17 protein-coding genes and 1 riboswitch are annotated in these 18,574 nt (G+C 63.2%); of the genes, 6 read left to right on the forward strand and 11 right to left on the reverse strand.

All coding sequences use genetic code 11. From position 1 onward, the window contains the following. Nucleotides 1-44: 44 nt before the first annotated feature. The 7 genes from AC4D2Q_RS08510 to AC4D2Q_RS08540 all read right to left on the reverse strand — a co-directional run bounded on the left by AC4D2Q_RS08510 (nt 45) and on the right by AC4D2Q_RS08540 (nt 7,386). Nucleotides 45-1,346, reverse strand: coding sequence for an Nramp family divalent metal transporter (locus tag AC4D2Q_RS08510; protein ID WP_490946032.1), 1,302 nt, complete (start codon nt 1,344-1,346; stop codon nt 45-47). Between the two features lie 127 nt (nt 1,347-1,473). Beyond that, entirely contained in the window at nt 1,474-1,842 is a 369-nt protein-coding gene (locus AC4D2Q_RS08515) for a PIN domain-containing protein (protein ID WP_490946033.1), read from the reverse strand. Between the two features lie 17 nt (nt 1,843-1,859). Beyond that, the gene (locus tag AC4D2Q_RS08520; protein ID WP_490946034.1) at nt 1,860-2,036 is read right to left on the reverse strand and encodes a hypothetical protein; all 177 of its coding nucleotides are present in this window, start codon (nt 2,034-2,036) and stop codon (nt 1,860-1,862) included. Nucleotides 2,037-2,067: 31 nt separating this feature from the next. After that, nucleotides 2,068-2,191: riboswitch (SAM riboswitch) on the reverse strand. 49 nt (nt 2,192-2,240) lie between these two features. Beyond that, entirely contained in the window at nt 2,241-4,079 is a 1,839-nt protein-coding gene (locus AC4D2Q_RS08525; protein ID WP_490946035.1) for a dipeptide ABC transporter ATP-binding protein, read from the reverse strand. Next, nucleotides 4,079-4,906, reverse strand: coding sequence for an ABC transporter permease (locus AC4D2Q_RS08530; RefSeq protein ID WP_490946036.1), 828 nt, complete (start codon nt 4,904-4,906; stop codon nt 4,079-4,081). Before AC4D2Q_RS08530 ends, AC4D2Q_RS08525 begins: the two co-directional genes overlap by 1 nt. Continuing rightward, a complete protein-coding gene (locus tag AC4D2Q_RS08535) occupies nt 4,903-5,850 on the reverse strand; it encodes an ABC transporter permease (RefSeq protein WP_490927000.1) in 948 nt (315 codons plus the stop codon). Before AC4D2Q_RS08535 ends, AC4D2Q_RS08530 begins: the two co-directional genes overlap by 4 nt. Nucleotides 5,851-5,856: 6 nt before the next feature. Further along, complete coding sequence (locus AC4D2Q_RS08540) at nt 5,857-7,386, reverse strand: ABC transporter substrate-binding protein (protein WP_490946037.1); 1,530 nt, start codon at nt 7,384-7,386, stop codon at nt 5,857-5,859. A 213-nt stretch (nt 7,387-7,599) separates the two neighbouring features. Here AC4D2Q_RS08540 and AC4D2Q_RS08545 point away from each other — a divergent pair, with 213 nt between their 5' ends. From AC4D2Q_RS08545 to AC4D2Q_RS08555, 3 genes are read left to right on the forward strand one after another with little or no spacing between them, the layout of a single operon-like run. Beyond that, nucleotides 7,600-8,649, forward strand: a complete 1,050-nt coding sequence (locus AC4D2Q_RS08545; protein ID WP_490946038.1) for an extracellular solute-binding protein — start codon at nt 7,600-7,602, stop codon at nt 8,647-8,649. A 14-nt stretch (nt 8,650-8,663) separates the two neighbouring features. Continuing rightward, nucleotides 8,664-9,677, forward strand: coding sequence for an ABC transporter ATP-binding protein (locus AC4D2Q_RS08550; RefSeq protein WP_490946039.1), 1,014 nt, complete (start codon nt 8,664-8,666; stop codon nt 9,675-9,677). A 10-nt stretch (nt 9,678-9,687) separates the two neighbouring features. Next, nucleotides 9,688-11,490: an ABC transporter permease gene (locus AC4D2Q_RS08555; RefSeq protein WP_490946040.1), complete on the forward strand. Its 1,803-nt coding sequence runs from the start codon at nt 9,688-9,690 to the stop codon at nt 11,488-11,490. A 297-nt stretch (nt 11,491-11,787) separates the two neighbouring features. On the opposite strand, the gene AC4D2Q_RS08560 is transcribed toward AC4D2Q_RS08555, so the two are convergent. Continuing rightward, nucleotides 11,788-11,991, reverse strand: a complete 204-nt coding sequence (locus tag AC4D2Q_RS08560) for a cold-shock protein (RefSeq protein WP_104055094.1) — start codon at nt 11,989-11,991, stop codon at nt 11,788-11,790. Between the two features lie 212 nt (nt 11,992-12,203). Here AC4D2Q_RS08560 and glsA point away from each other — a divergent pair, with 212 nt between their 5' ends. Beyond that, on the forward strand, nt 12,204-14,075 hold the full coding sequence (gene glsA / locus AC4D2Q_RS08565; RefSeq protein WP_490946041.1) for a glutaminase A: 1,872 nt from the start codon (nt 12,204-12,206) through the stop codon (nt 14,073-14,075). Between the two features lie 159 nt (nt 14,076-14,234). Here glsA and AC4D2Q_RS08570 read toward each other — a convergent pair whose 3' ends face one another. The 3 genes from AC4D2Q_RS08570 to AC4D2Q_RS08580 all read right to left on the reverse strand — a co-directional run bounded on the left by AC4D2Q_RS08570 (nt 14,235) and on the right by AC4D2Q_RS08580 (nt 16,930). Continuing rightward, a complete protein-coding gene (locus AC4D2Q_RS08570; RefSeq protein WP_104055090.1) occupies nt 14,235-14,438 on the reverse strand; it encodes a cold-shock protein in 204 nt (67 codons plus the stop codon). Nucleotides 14,439-14,643: 205 nt separating this feature from the next. Then, complete coding sequence (locus AC4D2Q_RS08575) at nt 14,644-15,192, reverse strand: DUF421 domain-containing protein (RefSeq protein WP_490946042.1); 549 nt, start codon at nt 15,190-15,192, stop codon at nt 14,644-14,646. Between the two features lie 184 nt (nt 15,193-15,376). Then, nucleotides 15,377-16,930, reverse strand: a complete 1,554-nt coding sequence (locus AC4D2Q_RS08580) for an FAD-binding protein (RefSeq protein ID WP_490946043.1) — start codon at nt 16,928-16,930, stop codon at nt 15,377-15,379. 195 nt (nt 16,931-17,125) lie between these two features. Here AC4D2Q_RS08580 and AC4D2Q_RS08585 point away from each other — a divergent pair, with 195 nt between their 5' ends. Both AC4D2Q_RS08585 and AC4D2Q_RS08590 read left to right on the forward strand, forming a co-directional pair. Beyond that, nucleotides 17,126-18,283: a 3-ketosteroid-9-alpha-monooxygenase, oxygenase component gene (locus AC4D2Q_RS08585; protein ID WP_490946044.1), complete on the forward strand. Its 1,158-nt coding sequence runs from the start codon at nt 17,126-17,128 to the stop codon at nt 18,281-18,283. Next, the gene (locus AC4D2Q_RS08590; protein WP_490946045.1) at nt 18,283-18,564 is read left to right on the forward strand and encodes a hypothetical protein; all 282 of its coding nucleotides are present in this window, start codon (nt 18,283-18,285) and stop codon (nt 18,562-18,564) included. The genes AC4D2Q_RS08585 and AC4D2Q_RS08590 overlap by 1 nt, the downstream gene beginning before the upstream one ends. Nucleotides 18,565-18,574 lie beyond the last annotated feature (10 nt).

Below are 18,574 nucleotides of genomic sequence, written 5' to 3' on the forward strand. Positions count from 1 at the left end.
GCGGCAGGGCAGTTTCAGGTGGGATTCGGCAGCGGCCGAGAAGGTCAGAATGCCTTGATGATGGCGTCCACAACCTGCTGGATGCCCAGCACAATGAACAGCAAAGCCGTGATGCCGAGGGCAAGGTTAGTATGCAGTTTGTTCGCCCAGGCCTTGGGCACGCGCCGGCCGTTAAGCAACCCCAGCAGCGTCACGGCCAGGAACGGCATGAACAGGGAACCCAGGACGCCGTAGGCCAGGATCAGCCCGATGGGCTTGCCCAGCAGGAACAGCAGCATCGGCGGGAAGGTCAGCCACAGAAGGTAAAACTTGAAGTACTTTCCGCCTACACGGGTGTCCTTGTGTCCGGACTCCTTGCCGCGCATGTTGCCCCAGAAGTCAGCGAACATCAGGGAGACGCCGTTCCAGACGCCGATGATGGACGAGAAGGAGGCAGCCCAGAAACCAACCAGGAATCCGGTTCCCACAACATCGCCGTACTCGGCCTTGAGCACGTCGTAAAGGTCCAGCAGGCCTTCGTCACCGGAGCTGAGGGAGACACCGGCCGAACGGACAACTTCGGCACCGACAATCAGCATGGCGATCACGAAGATGCCGGTCATGACGTACGCCATGGAATTGTCGATCCGCATGACCTTCATCCACTTGGGCGTGTACCAGCCCTTTTCCCTCAGCCAGTAGCCGTAGGCGGCCAGCGTGATGGTTCCGCCCACGCCGCCGGCCAGCGCCAGCGTGTAGACCACTCCGCCTTCGGGAATCAGCGGAACCAGCCCGGACATCATCTCCGGGATGTTCGGAGCCGCAATGACGGCCAGCCCCACCACGGTGACGAACATGATGCCCACCAGTGCGGCAGTGATCTTTTCGAAGGTGGCGTACCTGCCGAACCACACCATGCCCAGGCCGGCCAGGCCCATGATGATGGCAAAGATCCACAGATCGACGGCGGGGAACAGTGCTGCCAGCGGCAGGGCCGCGGAGGACATGGCGGTGGCTCCGTAAACGAAGCCCCAGATCATGATGTACGGACCGAAGTACCATGTGGTCCATTTTCCGAGCGAGCGCCAGCCCTCAAAAATGGTTTTGCCGGTGGCGAGCGTGTAGCGGCCGGCGCCCTCCACCAGGATGATCTTGAGAATGACGCCGAGAATCACGGCCCACAGCAGGCCGTAGCCGTATTTGGATCCGGCCACCAGGGTGGCAACCATGTCCGCGGCGCCAACACCGGTGGCAGCCACCACCAGGCCGGGGCCAACGACCTTCCACTTGGCGGGAGCCCCGCCGTCGTCATCTATCCGGTCGGCGTGCGCGATTCTTGGTCGGGGAATGGTGCCTTCGTCGGCCATGGGCCAGCAATCCTTACGTCAGTGTTTGGGGCAGCCGAAAGCCGTATGTGCTGTCGGTCACGGGACATAGGCATCTTCTCACGGCCCCTTCCTGAGGCCTGCTCCGTTACCTGCCGTGTACTTCGGGTTATTCCTGTGTTCTCCCGGCGTTCCACGGGTTGACGGCGGGAGTTCCGAGCCGGCGGAAATCGTCCGGGCGGTCCGTCACTACGGTCAGATCGCTGCGCAGTGCCGTGGCGGCCAGCACCACCGTGAGTGTGCCGGCGTCGCGCTCCAACCCTGCCGAGGCAAGGACGACGCCCTGGTCCACCGGCAGGATATGGCACCCGAAACGGCCGGCGAGCTCCTGCAGCCAGGAGCTGTCCGGACAGGGCAGGTCACCCAGCGTCAGCGCCGAGATGAAGATCCGGAGGGAACTGCGGCAGCGCAGGAAATCCGTCAGGACGGAACTGCAGCGGGAACTGCGGATTTCGGCCAGCACAGGGGTGTCCAGCAAGAGCCCCGACTGTCCGTTCACTCGGGGTGCCCGGTTCCGGCGAGCAGGAATTCGAGGAACTCTTCCCGGGCGCGGGTGATGACCTGGTAATCCTGCAGGGAAACAGCCCGCGGTTCCAGGCCGGGAAGAGGCACGGCGTCGTCGGCGGGCCGGGTGCCGGCCGGGCGGTCACTGCGGTAGGAGGCATTGTCCATGGGAGTACGGCGCCGCGCGCCGGGTCCTTTCAGCGTGCTCTTGCCCGCACCGGGTGCCGTGAGGCGAGTGCAGGCCACTTCTTCATCCGAACCACCCAACGAGCGCAGGGTTGGTATGCGGCCAAGTCGGAGCTTGGCGGCCGCAGTTCTTGAAGCTGTTTGGAAGTATAGCCAGCTATCCGGGCTCCCCCGCCGTATTGCTGATTATGTCTTCTTCGCTCCTGCACCCGGGGTGGCGTGCAGAGAGAGCGATGACGCCACGAGCTGTTTGGTGTAGTCATGCTGCGGCGCGGCATAGACCTGTTCGGTGGCACCGGACTCCACGATGCGGCCCCGGTGCATTACCGCCACTGTGTCGCAGAGGTGCTTCACCACACCCAGATCATGGGAAACGAACACGAGCGTGAGCTGGTATTTGTCCACCAGGTCAGACAGCAGGTTCAGTACCTGCGCCCGCACGGAAACGTCCAGGGCGCTCACCGGTTCATCGGCCACCAGAATGCGCGGCTCACAGATCAGTGCGCGGGCTATGGCAATCCGCTGCCGCTGGCCTCCGGAGAACTGGTGCGGGAAACGGTCCGCGGCGTCCTCCGGCAGCCCGACGGCGTGGAGCATTTCAGCAACCCGGGAAGCATGGTGGCGGGCGCCGACGGGCTCCCCGGGAAGCAGCAGCGGTTCGGCCACCAGGTCCCGCACCCGCATCCGCGGATCGAGCGATCCCATGGGGTCCTGAAAAACTATCTGCAGCTGCCGGCGCAGCTCCAGCAGCTGACCCTCCCGAGAGCCGGCCACTTCATTGCCTGCCACCTTTACGGAGCCCGACGTCGGCAGATCCAGCCCGGCGAGGATCCGCAGCAGCGTGGATTTGCCGGACCCGGATTCGCCCACAATTCCGAACCGCTGCCCTGCGGCCACGTCGAAGGACACGTCCTGAAGCGCCGCTACTTCGGCCGGGGCGCGGAAGAGCGAGCTGCGCCCGCGGCGGTAGGTCCGGTGAAGTCCGCGCACCTGGATCAGGGGTTCGGCCAGGGACTGCGCGGGGGCGGGAACAGAAAGGGCGGCCGCGGGCTGCGGTTCGGGCACAACGACGGCGGGGGTCACGGCGCCGGAAGCGCGCGCACCGCCCGGAACATAACCCGCGGCTGAGGAAACCGTGAACAGCCTGCCGGCGGCATCGGTGGCTTCCAGATCCGAGGCGGCCAGCAAACCGCGCGTGTACTCATGCCGTGGCCGGGAAAAAACGTCAGCGGTGGGGCCCTGTTCCACCAGGACGCCCTTGCGCATCACCAGGATCCGGTCGCAAATACTCGCGGCAACGGCCAGGTCATGGGTGATAAAGAGCAGTCCGCTCCCCCGCCGGGCCACGCCGTCGGAGATCAGATCCAGCATTTGGCGCTGGACGCTCACGTCCAGTGCGGTGGTGGGTTCATCGCAGATCAGCAGGTCCGGATCATTGGCCAGTGCCATGGCCAGCATGACGCGTTGCCGCTGGCCGCCGGAGAGCTGGTGGGGGTACGCGCGGGCGGCTTCAGCCGGATCCGGAAGCTGCACCGATGCCAGCAGTTCAACACTGCGGACTTCGGCTGCCCGCCCGCGGGCGGCTCCGTGCCGGGTCAGCGCCTCAGCCACCTGCCGGCCCACCCGCATCAGCGGGTTCAGGGCACTCAGGGGTTCCTGGAACACCATGCCCGTCCGCCTGCCCCGGATGCGGCTCATCTGGCGGTCGGTGGCGCCCACCAGGTCATGAGGGACGCCGTCGAGGCGGACGGATCCGGTGACGTGCAGGCCTTCCGGCAACAATCCCGTCAGTGCGGCAGCGGTGACGGACTTTCCGGATCCCGATTCCCCGATCAGGCCGACCCGTTCACCCCGGGCCAGGGACAGCGCGAAGTCCTGCACCAAAACCCGGTTCCCGGCTGTGACCTGCAGCCCGGTGACCGTCAGCAGCTGGGCGTGGGCGGCGGACACCGGCGCAGGCAGGAAGGAAGGCAAGGAAGATGCACGGCCGTTGGCAGAACCGGGCACGGAGTACGGCGCGGACATCAGCGTGTTCCGTTCAGTCGGGGATCAAACCGGTCCCGCAGGCCGTCGCCCAGCAGGTTGAATCCCAGCACCGCCACGGCAATCGCCGCACCGGGCCAGATCGCCAGCGACGGATAGGTGCCCAGGAACTGCTGGGATTCCTGCAGCATCCGGCCCCAGGACGGTACCGGCGGCGGTGTGCCCAGGCCCAGGAAGGACAGGGCGGCCTCGGCAAGGACGGCCAGTCCGAAGGTCACCGAGCACTGCACCACCACCATTCCGGCAATGTTCGGCAGCACGTGGCGGCGGGCAATCCGCAGCCCAGGCTGGCTGGCGGCCCGCGCGGCCAGGACGTATTCGGTGCTCATGACCTGCAGGGTGCCGGAGCGGGCCACACGGGCAAAGCCGGGGATGGAGCCGATCCCGATGGCGACCATCGCCGTCGTCGTTCCCCCGCCGAAGACCGCTCCGAACATGATCGCCAGCAACAGCGCGGGGAACGCCAGCAGGATGTCCGCGCCGCGCATGGTTACTTCCTCCACCGCTCCGCGGCGCATGCCGGCCAGGACACCGAGCGGGGTGCCGATAAGCGCGGCGATACCCACGGCCACCAGTCCGACGGACAGGGTAATCCGGGCGCCGTAGAGGATGCCGGAGAAAACGTCTCGCCCGTAGCGGTCGGTGCCCATCAGGTGTGCGCTGCTGGAGCCCTGGAGCCGGTCGGCCGGGAAGGCCTGCAGCGGATCGTAGGGGGTCCAGAAAAAGGAGACCAGCGCCGCCAGCACGACCACCGCGACCAGCACGGCTCCAGCCAGCAGCGTCGGAGAAAGCCTGCGTTCGGGGCTCATGCGCGTTTCCTCAGGCGGGGATCAACAATCGTGTAAAGGACATCAACCACGAGGTTGATGATCAGGGTGAGGGCCACCAGCACCATCACCACGGACTGCACGGTGAGCAGGTCCCGGTTGCCCACTGCATCCAGGAGCATGGACCCGAGTCCGGGAATGACAAAGACCCGTTCAATGACGACGGCGCCGATGATCAGGGCGGCCAGCTGGACGCTGGCGACGGTGAGCACCGGAACCGCGGCATTGCGCAGCCCGTGCTTGACCAGTGCCTCCAGCTTGCCCAGGCCTTTGGCCCGGGCCGTGCGCAGGTAGTCCTCGCTCATCACTTCCAGCACGGCGGACCGGACGTAACGGGTCAGGACGGCGCCCTGCACCGAGGCCAGGGCAAGCACCGGCAGGGTGACCCGGTGCAGGAAGTCGGCAAAGTCCACACCCGGCGGGGTCCAGCCGTTGGCCGGGAACCAGCCCAGTCCGACGGCAAAAACCACCACGAGCATGATGGCCGCAAGGAAGCCCGGCACGGCCACGCCGAGCTGGCTCAGCCCGCTGAGCAGGACGCCGCTGGGCTTGCGGTGGCGCAGCGCGGCAACGGTTCCGAACGGCACGGCGATAGCCAGTGCAACGGCCATGGCCAGTCCCACCAGGATCAGTGAGACCTGCAGCCGGTCCAGCAGCAGGGGGCTGATGTCCTGCCGGGTGACGTAGGAAACCCCAAAGTTCCCGCGGAGCAGTCCCGACACCCAGTCGAAGTACTGCACCGGCAGCGGGCGGTCCGTGCCGAATTCCCGGCGGGTCTGCTCCAGCAGCTCGGGGGTCGCGTTGACTCCGAGGGCTATCTGGGCCGGGTCCCCGGGGATGGCCCGCATGAAGAGGAACACCGCCACAGTGGCCACCAGGAAGGTGACGGCAAAGCGGGCAGCGTTAATAAGCAGGCGGATTCCCACGGTCTGTTACTGCCAGCCTACTGAGCCCAGGTCCAGCGCTTCCGTGACCGAGTTGGCCGGCAGGCCGGTGACACCGGACTTGGCCACCACAATGTTGGGGAACAGGAACAGGACGTCAGCGGCGGCGTCGTCGTTGATGGTGCGGACCACCTTCTGCATGCCGGATACGTACCCGGCTTCGTCTGCCGCATCGGCAGCCGTGGCTTCGTCCTTGATCTTCGTGTTGTCATATCCCAGGTAGTAGTTGGGGTTGTTGAACATGGTCAGCAGGTCGCGGCTTTCCACGGCCAGGACCACCGACATGTCGTAGTCGTGACTGGTGAAGACCTTGTCCAGCCACACAGCGGGGAATTCTGCCGACTCGATGGTGGCGTTGATGCCCACTTCGGCCAGCTGGGACACCACGATTTCGGACACGGCCGTGGCGTAGGGGCGCGTGGGTACGGTGAAGGTGATGTTCAGATTTTCAGCACCGGCCTCGGCCAGCAGCGCGCGGGACTTCTCCGGATCATAGGCGTAAGCGCCGTTAAGATCCTCGTAATACGGGTCGGTGGGCGGCACGGGCGCACCGACGAGTGTGCCGTAGCCGCTCCACGCCGTGTCCAGGACGGCCTGGCGGTCAATCGCGTGAAGCACTGCCTGCCGGACCCGCACGTCGTCGAACGGCGGCCGGGCATTGTTCATGGACAGCATGACCTCGCCGTTGGAGGTTCCTTCGAGGACCTGGAAGGAGTCATCGCCGGTGAAGGTGGGCAGCAGCTCCGGTGCCTGCATGTTGTAAACCACGTCAACATCCCCGGAGCGCAGGGCGTTGGTGGTGGCCACGGCATCCGCGAAGTAGCGCAGCGTTGCGGTTTCCACCTGGGGTGCTTCACCCCAGTAATCGGAGCGCGCGGCCAGTTCGATGGATTCGCCGCGGTTCCAGGCTTCCACGGTGAAGGGCCCGGTGCCGATGGCCGTGGAGGCCAGGTCGGCAACGCCGCTTTCATCGAACATGGCGCCCACGGGCGTGCCCAGATCAAAGAGCCAGGCATTGGAGGGCCGGGAGAGCTGCACCCGGACCTCGGTGTCGCTCAGGACGGTGACGCTGTCCACCACGTCCATCTTGGTTTTCAGGCTGGAGAGCCAGGCATCGGACTTCACCCGTTCGAGGCTGAACTTTACGTCCTCGGCGGTGAATGCCTCCCCGTTGGAGAACGTCACCCCCGGCTGGAGCGTGAAGGTGTAGGCAGTGCGGTCTTCACTGATGTCCCAGGACTTGGCGAGCAGCGGCTGGATCTGTCCGTCCTGGTCGATCTCCACCAGGCCCTCGTACACATTGGACATCAGCGCCTGCGGAATCGCAGCACCGGCAGTGGTGGTGAAGTCCAGGTTCGCGGGTTCCCCGGTCAGTGCGACGACGACGGCGTTGTCCGGCTGCGCGCCGGCGCCGCCCTGGCCGCTGGACTGCCCGCCGCCTGAACCTGCGGAGCAGGCACTGAGGGTCAACGCTGCCAGCAGCAGGGCAGCCGACGAGCGGACGGGAATTCGACGCATCTGGGGGTCTCCATCGGTGGGGCGGGCGGTGCCCGCGCGGCTGCGGACAGAAGTCCGCGCCAATTGTTGTCCTACATAGTATGGACGCGCTCAGGAACAGAGCGGAAATTGGGCCATCCGGCCAACTGGGACAGGTGTTGCCTGAAGGGGCCAATGAGGATAGGTTCAGGCCATCGCGGCGCCGGGCCGGGGGATCTGAAAGGACACGATGACGTGCGCAATAAATTGATCGGAGCCGGGCTGGCAGCAACACTGCTGCTGACCGCCTGCGGGGGTTCAACGGAATCCAGCAACGAAGGGAGCTCTGAAGGCGCAACCCTGGTTGTCTACACCAACTCGAACTCGGACGGGAAGGGCGAATGGCTTGAGGCGCAGGCCGAGCAGGCCGGATTCGACCTTGAAATCGTGGGCCTGGGCGGCGGGGACCTGACCAACCGCATCATCGCTGAGGGAGGCAATCCGGTGGCGGATGTGGTCTTCGGATTGAACAACATGTACTTCGAGCAGATCAAGGCCGAAGACCTGCTGGAGCCCTATACCCCTGAGTGGTCCGCCGACGTCGACGAAAGCCTGGGTGACGGTGAGACGTTCTGGCCGATCGTGCAGCAGGGCATTGTGCTGGCGTACAACACTGCCGCCGTTCCGGAAGCCGAGGCACCGGCCGATTGGACCGACCTGTGGACCGATGACCGGTTCAAGGGGCGGTACGAATCCGTCAGCACCCTGGCCGGTGCCACGCAGCAGATCGTGATGGCCAGCATCCTGACCCGATACCGGGACGATTCGGGTGATCTGGGCATTTCGGATGAAGGCTGGGAGCAGGTCCGCGGTTACTTCGAAAACGGCTCCAAGGCCGTGGAAGGCGAAGACCTCTTCGCCCGCATGGCTGCCGGCTCCGTGGACATGGGGCAGATGACCATCAGCGGCATCCCGGCCCGTGAAGAGCAGTACGGCGTGACGGCCGGGGTCATGGCACCAGAGGGCGGCGTCCCCTACGCCGTGGAGCAGGTGGGCATCATCAAGGGCACGGACAAGAAGGAAGAGGTGGAGCGCTTCATTAACTGGTTTGGAAGCGGTGAAGTCCAAGGCGACTTTGCTGCCGAATTCGCCAGCCTTCCCGCCAACCAGAAAGCGCTGGAAAAGACGGATCCCGAGGTCCTCAAGTCGTATGAGGCCATTCCCCCGCAGGAGCTGGACTGGTTGTTCATCCGGGACAACATCTCCCAGTGGGTGGAAAAAATCGAGCTCGAATACATGCCCTGACAGGACAAAGACCAATGATCCGGTACGAAAACATTGAGGTGACGTTCGACGACTTCGTGGCCATTCCGCATCTGGACCTGGACATCCGGGAGGGTGAGTTCTTCACCCTCCTGGGACCATCGGGGTGCGGGAAGACGACGGCGCTGCGCACGCTGGCGGGCTTCATCAGCCCCAGCGGCGGCGATGTCTTTGTTGACGGCAAACGAGTTACCCACCTCTCCAGTGACAAGCGCAGCATTGGCATGGTCTTCCAGAATTACGCGCTCTTTCCAAGCATGAACGTGTGGGAGAACATCGCCTTCGGGCTGAAGGTCCGCAAGGAGTCAAAAACCGATACGGCACGGCTGGTGGCGGATATTGCGGAGCAGATGGAGCTCAGCGAAGAGCAGCTGCACAAGAACGTTTCGGAGCTCTCCGGCGGGCAGCAGCAGCGGGTTGCCATTGCCCGTGCCCTGGTCCTGAAGCCCAAGATTCTGTTGCTGGATGAGCCGCTGTCCAACCTGGATGCCAAGCTGCGGGTCCAGCTCCGCGGACAGCTCAAGGACCTGCAGAGCCAGTTCGGTATCACCACCGTGTATGTCACGCATGATCAGGACGAGGCACTGACCATGTCAGATCGCATCGCCGTGTTCAACAAGGGTGTAGTGGAACATGTGGGGCCTCCCCAGGAGATTTACGAGCGCTCTGCGACGGAGTTTGTCTGTAATTTCATCGGAGACATCAACGTCCTGGACGAGGAACTGGTCCGCCGCCTCAACGAGCACTCCCCTGCTGCCCTGGACCCGGCCAAGAATTCCTACCTGCGCGTCGAAAAGGTTTCCCTGGATCCGCTCACGGCCGGCCCCGGTGCAGTGAAGGTCAACGGTGTGGTGTCCGCCCGCAGCTACCACGGGATGCACAGCCGGTACACCGTGGACGCCGGCCAGAACCGGATCAAGGCTCTGGTCACGGAGAACGGCCTTACCCGCATGGACGTGGGCACCGGGGTGGACCTGTTCATCGATCCCGCCAACGTCCTGCAATATTAGGAATTACGCCGTGAAAACTTCAGTCAAGAGCATGTGGCGGTCCCCGCTGGTGGTGGTGACCTCAGTGGTGCTGGTGTGGTTCATCGGCACGTTCCTGATCCTGCCCAACATCAGCCTGCTGGCCGAAACCTTTTTCCCCAAGGGTGAGTTCTCCGGGCGGGCCGTGGAGAAGCTGCTGAGTTCGGACCGGGCCATGAAGAGCCTGGCCAACAGTTTCATTCTGGCCGTGGTGCTGTCAGTGACTGTCAACGCCGTTGGCATCTTCATTGTTCTGGTCACCCAGTACTTCGACATTAGGGGCGCCCGGCTCCTGTGGCTGGGCTACGCCACCACGCTCATTTACGGCGGCATTGTCCTGGTTGCCGGGTACAAGTTCATCTACGGCCAGAACGGGTTTGTCACCAACCTGCTGCTGGGCTGGTTTCCGGAGATGGACCCGGGGTGGTTCAGCGGTTTCTTTGCGGTGGTCTTCGTCATGACGTTTTCCACCACATCCAACCACATGCTTTTCCTGTCCTCTGCCCTGAACAAGGTGGATTACCAAACCATCGAAGCTGCGCGGAATATGGGAGCCTCAACGCTGCGGATCCTGTGGCGGATTGTGCTGCCCATGCTGCGGCCCATGCTCTTTGCCATCACCATTTTGGTGTTCCTGGGCGGCCTCAGCGCGCTGACGGCTCCGCAGGTGCTGGGCGGGGAAAACTTCCAAACCATCAGCCCCATGATTCTGACCTTCTCCGGGACCTCAACCTCGCGTGACATTGCAGCACTCCTGGCGCTGATCCTGGGACTGGCAACGGTGGTGATGCTGGCCATCATGAGCCGGGTGGAACGCGGCGGCACGTATTTCTCGGTCGCCAAGGTCTCTGCCGGAATGAAAAAGCAGAAGATCGAAAACCCGGTGGCCAACGTTCTGGTGCACATTGCCGCCTACGCTCTGTTCCTGGTGTATTCCCTTCCGATCCTGCTGATTGTGGTCTTTTCCTTCACGGACACCGCCAGCATTTCTTCGGCCACCCTGGCCTTGGACCGCTTCACTCTGGACAACTACATCACGGTGTTCACCGATGAGTCCGCGTTCCGCCCTTTTGCCGTCAGCGTCATCTACAGCGCGGTGGCGGCCGTCGTCGTCGTGCTGGGGCTGCTGTTCGTGGCACGCATGGTCCAGAAATTCCGGAACCCGGTCACCGTTGCAGCCGAATATCTGCTCCACATTCCCTGGATCCTGCCCTCCACCCTGATTGCGCTCGGCCTGATCATGACTTTCGACCGCCCCTCGGCGTTCATCGGCGGCCAGGTCCTTACCGGAACCGTTTGGGTGCTGCTGGCCGCGTACATCATCATCAAGATCCCGTTCACGCTCCGCATGCTCAAGGCGGCGTTCTACTCGATCAGTGATTCCCTGGAGGACGCCGCGGCGATCCTCGGGGCGAAGTCGCTCTACACGTTCCGGCGGGTCCTGCTGCCGATTGTGCTGCCAACGGCCGCGGCCATTACTGCCCTGAACTTCAACAGCCTGCTGGATGACTATGACACCGCGGTGTTCCTGTACCACCCGCTGTATGAACCCCTGGGCATCGTGATCAAGAACAGCACTCAGGGTGAGAACATCAGCGACGCCATGGCCCTGACCTTCGTCTACACGGTGCTGCTGATGATCATCATGGGCGCAACCATGTACCTGGTGTACGGACGGTCGGTAAGGACCAAGAAGCGGCGCCGGGCGATCGTACTGCCGGACGCACCGGCGCAGCCTGCCACCGCGGTGCAGCCGGCTCCGGCGCCGGAAGGCGGACAGCTGACCAAGTTGTAAGCCTCAGCAGTCCTGTTGTCCTACTTGGGGATCCATTCCCTGAAGATGGGGGCAATTACCGGACCCGCACCTTGAAGGCCAACAGCCGCTGTTCCAAGCCCTGCGCGGACCCGGTGCTCATGACCCTTCAGGAGAGTCGCCAAACAGAATGGCCCGCCGGCGGCCTCGGTCAAGCGGCCGGCCTGCTCCAGTTCACGGATACCGCCGAAAGAGGCCTTAACGCAGTAGCAGGACGGGAATTTCTTCCCGTCCTGCTACTTATTCAAGCCGATTCCCTAGGGAATCCAAAGTCTATATTTAGAGGGCCTGGATGTTGACGGCCTGAGGACCCTTGGGGCCCTGCTCGGTGTCGAAGCTAACCTTCTGGTTCTCTTCGAGCGAGCGGTAGCCACTCGAGTTGATAGCGGAGTAGTGAGCGAAAACGTCGGCGCTTCCGTCATCGGGCTCGATGAAGCCGAAGCCCTTTTCGGAGTTAAACCATTTCACGGTACCTGTTGCCATTTTTAATCATCCTTCTAAAGAAACCACCCCCGACCTTCGGGGAGTTTCACGTTGCTGTGCCGTAGACGGCATGTTACAGAAAAAGCGGCTTGCCCTTGATGTGGGTTTCGCCGCTTGGACTTCAACATGCGCAACACTGCAACTGCGTCCAGTATACACAGCACCCCCGGCAGCGTCACCCCTTCTCTCCGCCTACTCGTTAGGCTGGATACATGCGTTCCACAGCCCCTGTACCGGCCGAACCGGCCCTGTCCTCTGAATCCGCTTCCGCCTCTTCCCCCATCGAAACTTACCTCCGGCGGATCCACGCTGAAATTGCTGAGCTGAAGGACGGTAAGCCTTACAGCAACATTCCCGCCATGGCGAACGTGGACCCGAACAACTTCGGCATTGCCCTGGCCACGGCTGACGGCTACGTCTATGAAGTGGGCGACACCCGCAGGGAATTCAGCATCCAGTCCATCTCCAAGCCGTTCACCTACGGGCTGGCCCTGGCTGACAGGGGCATGGAGGCGGTTGATGCCAAGGTGGACGTGGAACCGTCCGGAGATTCCTTCAACGAGATTTCCCTCGCCGAGGGCACCGGCCGCCCGGCCAATGCCATGATCAACGCCGGTGCCCTTACCGCTACTTCACTGGTCCGCAGCGCGGGCGGCGTCACCCGTTTCAACCGGATCCTCAACACGTACTCCGCTTTTGCCGGCCGCCAGCTCTCGGTGAGCGAGCGGATCTACCGCTCGGAGCTCAAGTCCGGCCACCGCAACCACGCGCTGGCCTACCTGCTGCGGTCTTTCGACATCATCGAGTCCGATCCCGCCCCGGTCATTAAGGACTATTTCCGGCAGTGCTCGGTCATGGTCAACACCCGCGACCTGGCCCTGATGGCCGCCACGCTCGCCAACAGCGGCTGCAACCCCCTTTCCGGCGACCAGGTGCTGGACATCGAATCGGTGGAACGGGTGCTGTCCGTCATGGCCACCTGCGGGATGTACGACGACGCCGGCGCCTGGCTTTCCAGCGTCGGCATGCCGGCCAAATCCGGCGTCGGCGGCGGCACCATCGCCGTCCTGCCCGGCCAGGTTGGCCTGGCCGTCTATTCCCCGCCGCTGGATGCCCACGGATCCAGTGTCCGCGGCGTGGCCACCAGCCAGCGGATCTCCCACGACATGCAGCTGCACTTTGTCCGCGCCGCCCGCACCGGCCGTTCCGCCATCCGCAACGTCTATGACATCACCGCAGCCCCCTCCGGGGTCCGCCGCACCGATGAGGCAGTTGAAGTGCTGCGCAGCCACGGCCACCGCGCCCAGGTCCTGGAGCTGAACGGGGACCTCCTCTTCGCCGGCGCCGAATCGGTGGTGCGCGCGCTCTCCAACCTGGACGACGACGTCGAAATGGTGGTCCTGGATTTGAGGAGCGTGGACGAGGTGTCCGAAGTGGCCCTGCGCCTGTTCGCCGAATCCGCAGACATGCTGGCACAGAACAGCCGCGGGCTGGTCCTGGTGGACGGCGAGGGAACGGTTACCAGCGATCTGGCCGAGCGCGGCCGGGAGGTACCGTCCTTCGTTACCCGCAATGCAGCCGTGGAATACTGCGAGACACAGCTGATCGACGCCTATGGCAGCGAGCTGGTCCTCCCGGACACTATGGAACCCATTGATTCCCCCGCTCTGAACCAGCTGGATCCTCAGGATGCCCGGACTGTCCAGGACCTGATGGAGGAACGCGTGTATGAGGACGGCGATGTGGTCCGCCGCGTGGGCCAGCGTTTTGGCGGGGTGTTCTTCATTGTCTCGGGTGCCATCGACACGTCCATGCCGGCTCAGGACGGAACCCGGATCAAGCTCACCACGCTCGGGCCGGGCATGACCTTCGGTGAAATGGCACTGGCCACGGACAAACGCCAGGAGACAACGGTGAAGGCAAGCGGGCCGGTCCGGCTTAAGGTTCTCACCGCCGAAGCCATGGAATCCCTTGAAGAGGAAAATCCGCGTCTTGCCGTGGAACTGTGGAAGGCGCTCACACGGGATGCCTACACGCGGGTGGAGCAATACATCCGCGAGAGCGCCCTCCGCGCCCGCGACTAATCCGCACGCAAAAGGCGGCGCCGCGGAATCCTCTGCGGCGCCGCCTTTCCTGACGGCCGTGCCAGCTCAGGGAAGCTGCTTAAACACAAAAGCAGGACGGGAAACCCGTCCTGCTTTTGTAAGGCAATTCAGTACAAGTACTGAACCGAAGTCTCTAAATTAGAGCGCCTGGATGTTCGTAGCCTGGGGACCCTTGGGGCCCTGCTCGGTATCAAAGCTAACCTTCTGGTTCTCGTCCAGGGACTTGTAACCATTGGAGTTGATAGCGGAGTAGTGAGCGAACACATCGGCGCTTCCGTCATCGGGTTCGATGAAGCCGAAGCCCTTTTCGGAGTTAAACCATTTTACTGTACCTGTAGCCATTTTAATATTCCTTCTGGATTGAAGCAGATCCCGACTTTCGGGTAGCTTCAGTCGCGGTGTTCCTTACCGCTTTTACAGAAAAGCGGCTAGCCCGTTTGGGTTTCGCCACTTGAAATACAAAATGCGCAACAACCAACAACTGAGTAAGACTCTACACGAGATATGGCAGAAGGGGAAATCGGCCCCTCCGGGGGCACGGATGCGCTCATCCGGGCAACACCAGATGGGCCGGAATGCTGTCCCTGTTCGGGATCCTGCGCAGCAGCAGCGGGTCGATGAGCTCCCCGCGCCGCAGGACCGAAATGTCGCCGGTGGGTTCCAGGATCACAAGCGCCACTTCCGAGAAGTTTCGAATGCCGGCCTGCCGGAGCTTGAAGTACAGCTCATCCTCCACGATCCTGGCTGCACGCAGTCCGGGCTGCAGAACCTGGTCCCCCGTCATCAGCAGAATCGGCTTGCTGGAAAAATAGGCGCCCCGCTTGCTCCGGCGCAGGACCGCTTCCAAACGGAAGAGCGCAAACATGGTGGCCAACCCGATGACGCCGGCCGCCAAGGTGGGCGTGTAACCCAAGACGACGCGCCCCAGCACCGAGCCAAAGGCTATGACAATGGCCTTGTCCATAGTGGACCAGCTCGCCAGCGCCCGCTGGCCCGCCGTCCGGATCAGTATGAAAAAGGCGCCGTAAATACCAATGGCAGACAGGACGACCCAGAGGGCTTCCAGGGGCGTAATTCCGAGATTATGAGACCACACGGGCGTTCTCCTTACAGGGCAAGGACGGGACCTTATTCCGGTCCCGGACCTTCAGCCTGATTGGAGAGGCAGGCCCAGCCAGGGCTGAAAAACTGAGGATGGCACCGGCAGCCGCCTGGACGATAAGAAAAATGTTAGCCGCGGCGCTGTGGTTCCGACAGGTTCGCAGAGCCTGCCCGGCCCGCTACCGGGCAGTCATGGACTGGACTGCCCGGTAAGCGAAGACCATCGCGGTGCCCAGCGGGACGCCCGGACCGGGATAAAAACGGCCGGAGAAGGATGCGCTCGAGTTGCCCACAGCGTAGAGCCCGGGGATGGGTTCCCCGTTGGCACGGAGAACACGTGCGTCGGGGTCGGTACGCAAGCCTCCCTTGGTGCCCAGGTCGCTGAGCACCATCCGCGCAGCAAAGTACGGCGGTTGGTCCAGCGCCACCAGCGCCGGATTGGGCCCGTGCGAAGGATCCGTGAAAAAGAGGTCATAGGGGTCCTCACCGCGGTGGAAGTCCTCGTCCATTCCGGATTCGGCGAAACCATTGAACCGTTCCACGGTGTGGCTCAGGGTTGCGGCGGGCAACCCGGTGCGCTCGGCCAGTTCGTCGAGGGTTTGAGCCTGGACCCAGGTTCCGGCGGCGAGGTGCTCCTGCGGCGAGGTATTGTCCGGGCGCATGATGGCCGGCAGCGCGCCGCCGGACCGGGAATCGAACACGAACCAGGAGGGAATCCGGTCTTCCGCGGCAAAGGCCATTTGGCGGCCCATCCGGTCATAGGGCAGGGATTCGTTGGCGAACCGCCGTCCGTCCCCGCTCACCATCAACCCACCCCGGAAACCCAGGGTGAAGGCGCTTCCGCCGGAGGGCTGCAAAACTCCGGGGCACCACCAGCCCTCATCCATCAGTTCCACTGCGGCCCCTGCAGCCTGCGCGCTTCGGATAGCGGTGCCGGTATTCGCACCGCGCGGAGCCATGGTCCACTCCGCGGAACCGGGTGTTCCGTTCTCGGTGCGCATCCGGGTGTTCGATTCAAATCCGCCGGCGCCCAGCAGCACTCCCGCTGCAGCCTTCAGAGTGCGCGGCCCTGCAGCGGTTTCCACACTGATTCCTACGACTCTTCCGTCCTCGACGAGGAGATCGGTCATCTCGGTTTCGGTGCGTACGGAGCCGTTGCCGGTATTCATGAATCCCAGCAGCAGGCGGCCGATTAGTGCCTGGCCGGCAGTCAACGGACCGTCAGGATGTGATTCGCCTTTTTGGTCGCTCTCAATGTTCGGCCGCACCAGATCGGCCAGGCTGCCGATCTCGCTGCGCGGAAGATCCACCGGCATCATGGACCGGCCGGCAGCCATCCTTCCCGGGCCCGCGAAGTAGTCGGGGAAGGCAGTCCAGCGGAATTCAATGGCCGGGTCGTGCTCAAGGGCCTTGACCAGTTCGGGGGCACTGGTCAGAAAGGCTTCACGCCGGTCAGCTTCAGCCTCTCCGAGCAGGGACTGCAGGTAGGCCCGGGCAGCGTCAAAGGAATCGGCCACGCCGGCCCGCTCCTGCACCTGTGTCGCAGGCAGCCAGCAGGAGGCTCCGGAGTAGGACGAGGTGCCTCCGAGGAGAGGCATCTTTTCCACCAGCAGCGTTTTGAATCCATGGGAAGCAGCGCTGAAAGCACCGGCCATGGCTCCGGCGCCGGAACCCACCACAATGACGTCGTATTCGCTGTCCCAATCCTGCACGTTTATCTGCCCGGTTGTCATCGTTTTCCTTTTCGTTGCCGGGCCCCCACCCCTGGACGTCCGCCCCGGGCCCTCGGCCAAGACTTGCAGGAGGGAAATCGCCAGTCTGCTCCTGTCCCATACATCGGGACTGGCCCCGTTCCCCGCCGATGTGTGCGTAGATTCGCGTCAAGAAGTTCGGCTCCAAATAGGCGCATCTGAAGGGACGGATTCCGCATGAGCATTGTTGAGTCAGATCAGGATCAAATTAGGCACATTGAAGCGGGCCAGACCCGCTCACGTTTCGCGCGCGGCTGGCACTGCCTCGGCTTGGTGGACAAGTACAAGGACGGCAAGCCGCACACGGTGAAGGCCTTCGGCCAGAAGCTGGTGATTTTTTCCGGGTCTGACGGCCTGGTCAATGTCCTGGATGCGTACTGCCGCCACTTGGGCGGAGACCTGTCGCTGGGAACCGTCAAGGGAAACGAAATTGCCTGCCCGTTCCATGACTGGCGCTGGGGAGGCGACGGACGCTGCAAGGCTGTTCCCTATGCGCGCAGAGTTCCGATGCGTGCCCGGACCAGCACCTGGCAGACCCTCGAGCAGGACGGTCTCCTGTTTGTTTGGAATGATCCCGAAGGCAACCCGCCGCCCGAAGGCGTTGTCATCCCCCGGATTGAGGGTGCAGAGGACGAGGGCTGGACCAACTGGGTCTGGACCGAATTGGTGGTCAATACCAGCACCCGCGAAATTATGGACAACATCGTGGATATGGCCCACTTCTTCTACATCCACAACAACTTCCCCACCTATTTCAAGAATGTCTTCGAAGGTCATGTAGCGACCCAGTATTTCGATGGAATTGCGCGCGAGGACGTCACTCCCGCGAACCCCGATCCCAATGCTCCGAAGATGCAGAAGACGAGTTCGGTGGCGTCCTATTACGGACCCTCCTTCATGATTGACGACCTCAGCTATACCTATGAGACCTTCACCATGAAGACCGTCCTCATCAACGCGCATTACCCCATTGATGAGGACTCGTTCGTGCTCATGTCCGGCATCATCGTGGAGAAGAAACCGGAACTGCCCGGCGACCCGGACCAGATCGCCAGCAACCAGGCCAAATGGATCCTGAACGGCTTCAACCAGGATGTGCAGATCTGGCAGAACAAGGCCCGCGTCGACAATCCGCTCCTGTGCGAGGAAGACGGAGCCGTGTACCAGATCCGCCGCTGGTACGAGCAGTTCTTCGTGGACGCCGCCGACGTCCTGCCGGAGATGACGGACCGCTTTGAACATGAACTGGACACCACCAAGCCGGTGGAAAGCTGGCGCAGGCAGGTGGCTGAGAACGTGGCAGTGCGCAAGGCCGCAGAGGAGCAGCTGATCTGATGATGTCCCCCACCGATGTCCGGCTCATCGACAACCCCATGCAGCCGCTGGGCTGCCGCGGATGCACCGCTTCGGTCCTGGTCCGCAAGTCGAACTGGCAGCAGACCAGTATCCAGTGGAATGAGGCGGCGCAGAAGGCCTGCAGGGAGCGTGCCCTCACCTGCCAAGGGGAGAGCTCCACGGTGCAGTTTCCCGGCTGTCAGACGCTGGCGGAGAGCATTCGTTCTGCCTCGCTTGAGGGCACCATTGACGTCATCAACCGGGAGGTCACGGAGAACTAATCTCCCGCAC

The sequence above is a fragment of the Arthrobacter sp. TJ-178 genome (assembly GCF_058269275.1).

Coding starts and splice junctions, on each gene's coding strand:
- AC4D2Q_RS08560 (WP_104055094.1), bottom strand. CDS start 11,991: ATGGCAACAGGTACCGTGAAATGGTTTAACTCCGAAAAGGGCTTCGGC.
- AC4D2Q_RS08540 (WP_490946037.1), bottom strand. CDS start 7,386: ATGCGTCGAATTCCCGTCCGCTCGTCGGCTGCCCTGCTGCTGGCAGCG.
- AC4D2Q_RS08530 (WP_490946036.1), bottom strand. CDS start 4,906: ATGAGCCCCGAACGCAGGCTTTCTCCGACGCTGCTGGCTGGAGCCGTG.
- AC4D2Q_RS08585 (WP_490946044.1), top strand. CDS start 17,126: ATGAGCATTGTTGAGTCAGATCAGGATCAAATTAGGCACATTGAAGCG.
- glsA (WP_490946041.1), top strand. CDS start 12,204: ATGCGTTCCACAGCCCCTGTACCGGCCGAACCGGCCCTGTCCTCTGAA.
- AC4D2Q_RS08580 (WP_490946043.1), bottom strand. CDS start 16,930: ATGACAACCGGGCAGATAAACGTGCAGGATTGGGACAGCGAATACGAC.
- AC4D2Q_RS08520 (WP_490946034.1), bottom strand. CDS start 2,036: ATGGACAATGCCTCCTACCGCAGTGACCGCCCGGCCGGCACCCGGCCC.
- AC4D2Q_RS08550 (WP_490946039.1), top strand. CDS start 8,664: ATGATCCGGTACGAAAACATTGAGGTGACGTTCGACGACTTCGTGGCC.
- AC4D2Q_RS08590 (WP_490946045.1), top strand. CDS start 18,283: ATGATGTCCCCCACCGATGTCCGGCTCATCGACAACCCCATGCAGCCG.
- AC4D2Q_RS08510 (WP_490946032.1), bottom strand. CDS start 1,346: ATGGCCGACGAAGGCACCATTCCCCGACCAAGAATCGCGCACGCCGAC.
- AC4D2Q_RS08570 (WP_104055090.1), bottom strand. CDS start 14,438: ATGGCTACAGGTACAGTAAAATGGTTTAACTCCGAAAAGGGCTTCGGC.
- AC4D2Q_RS08525 (WP_490946035.1), bottom strand. CDS start 4,079: ATGTCCGCGCCGTACTCCGTGCCCGGTTCTGCCAACGGCCGTGCATCT.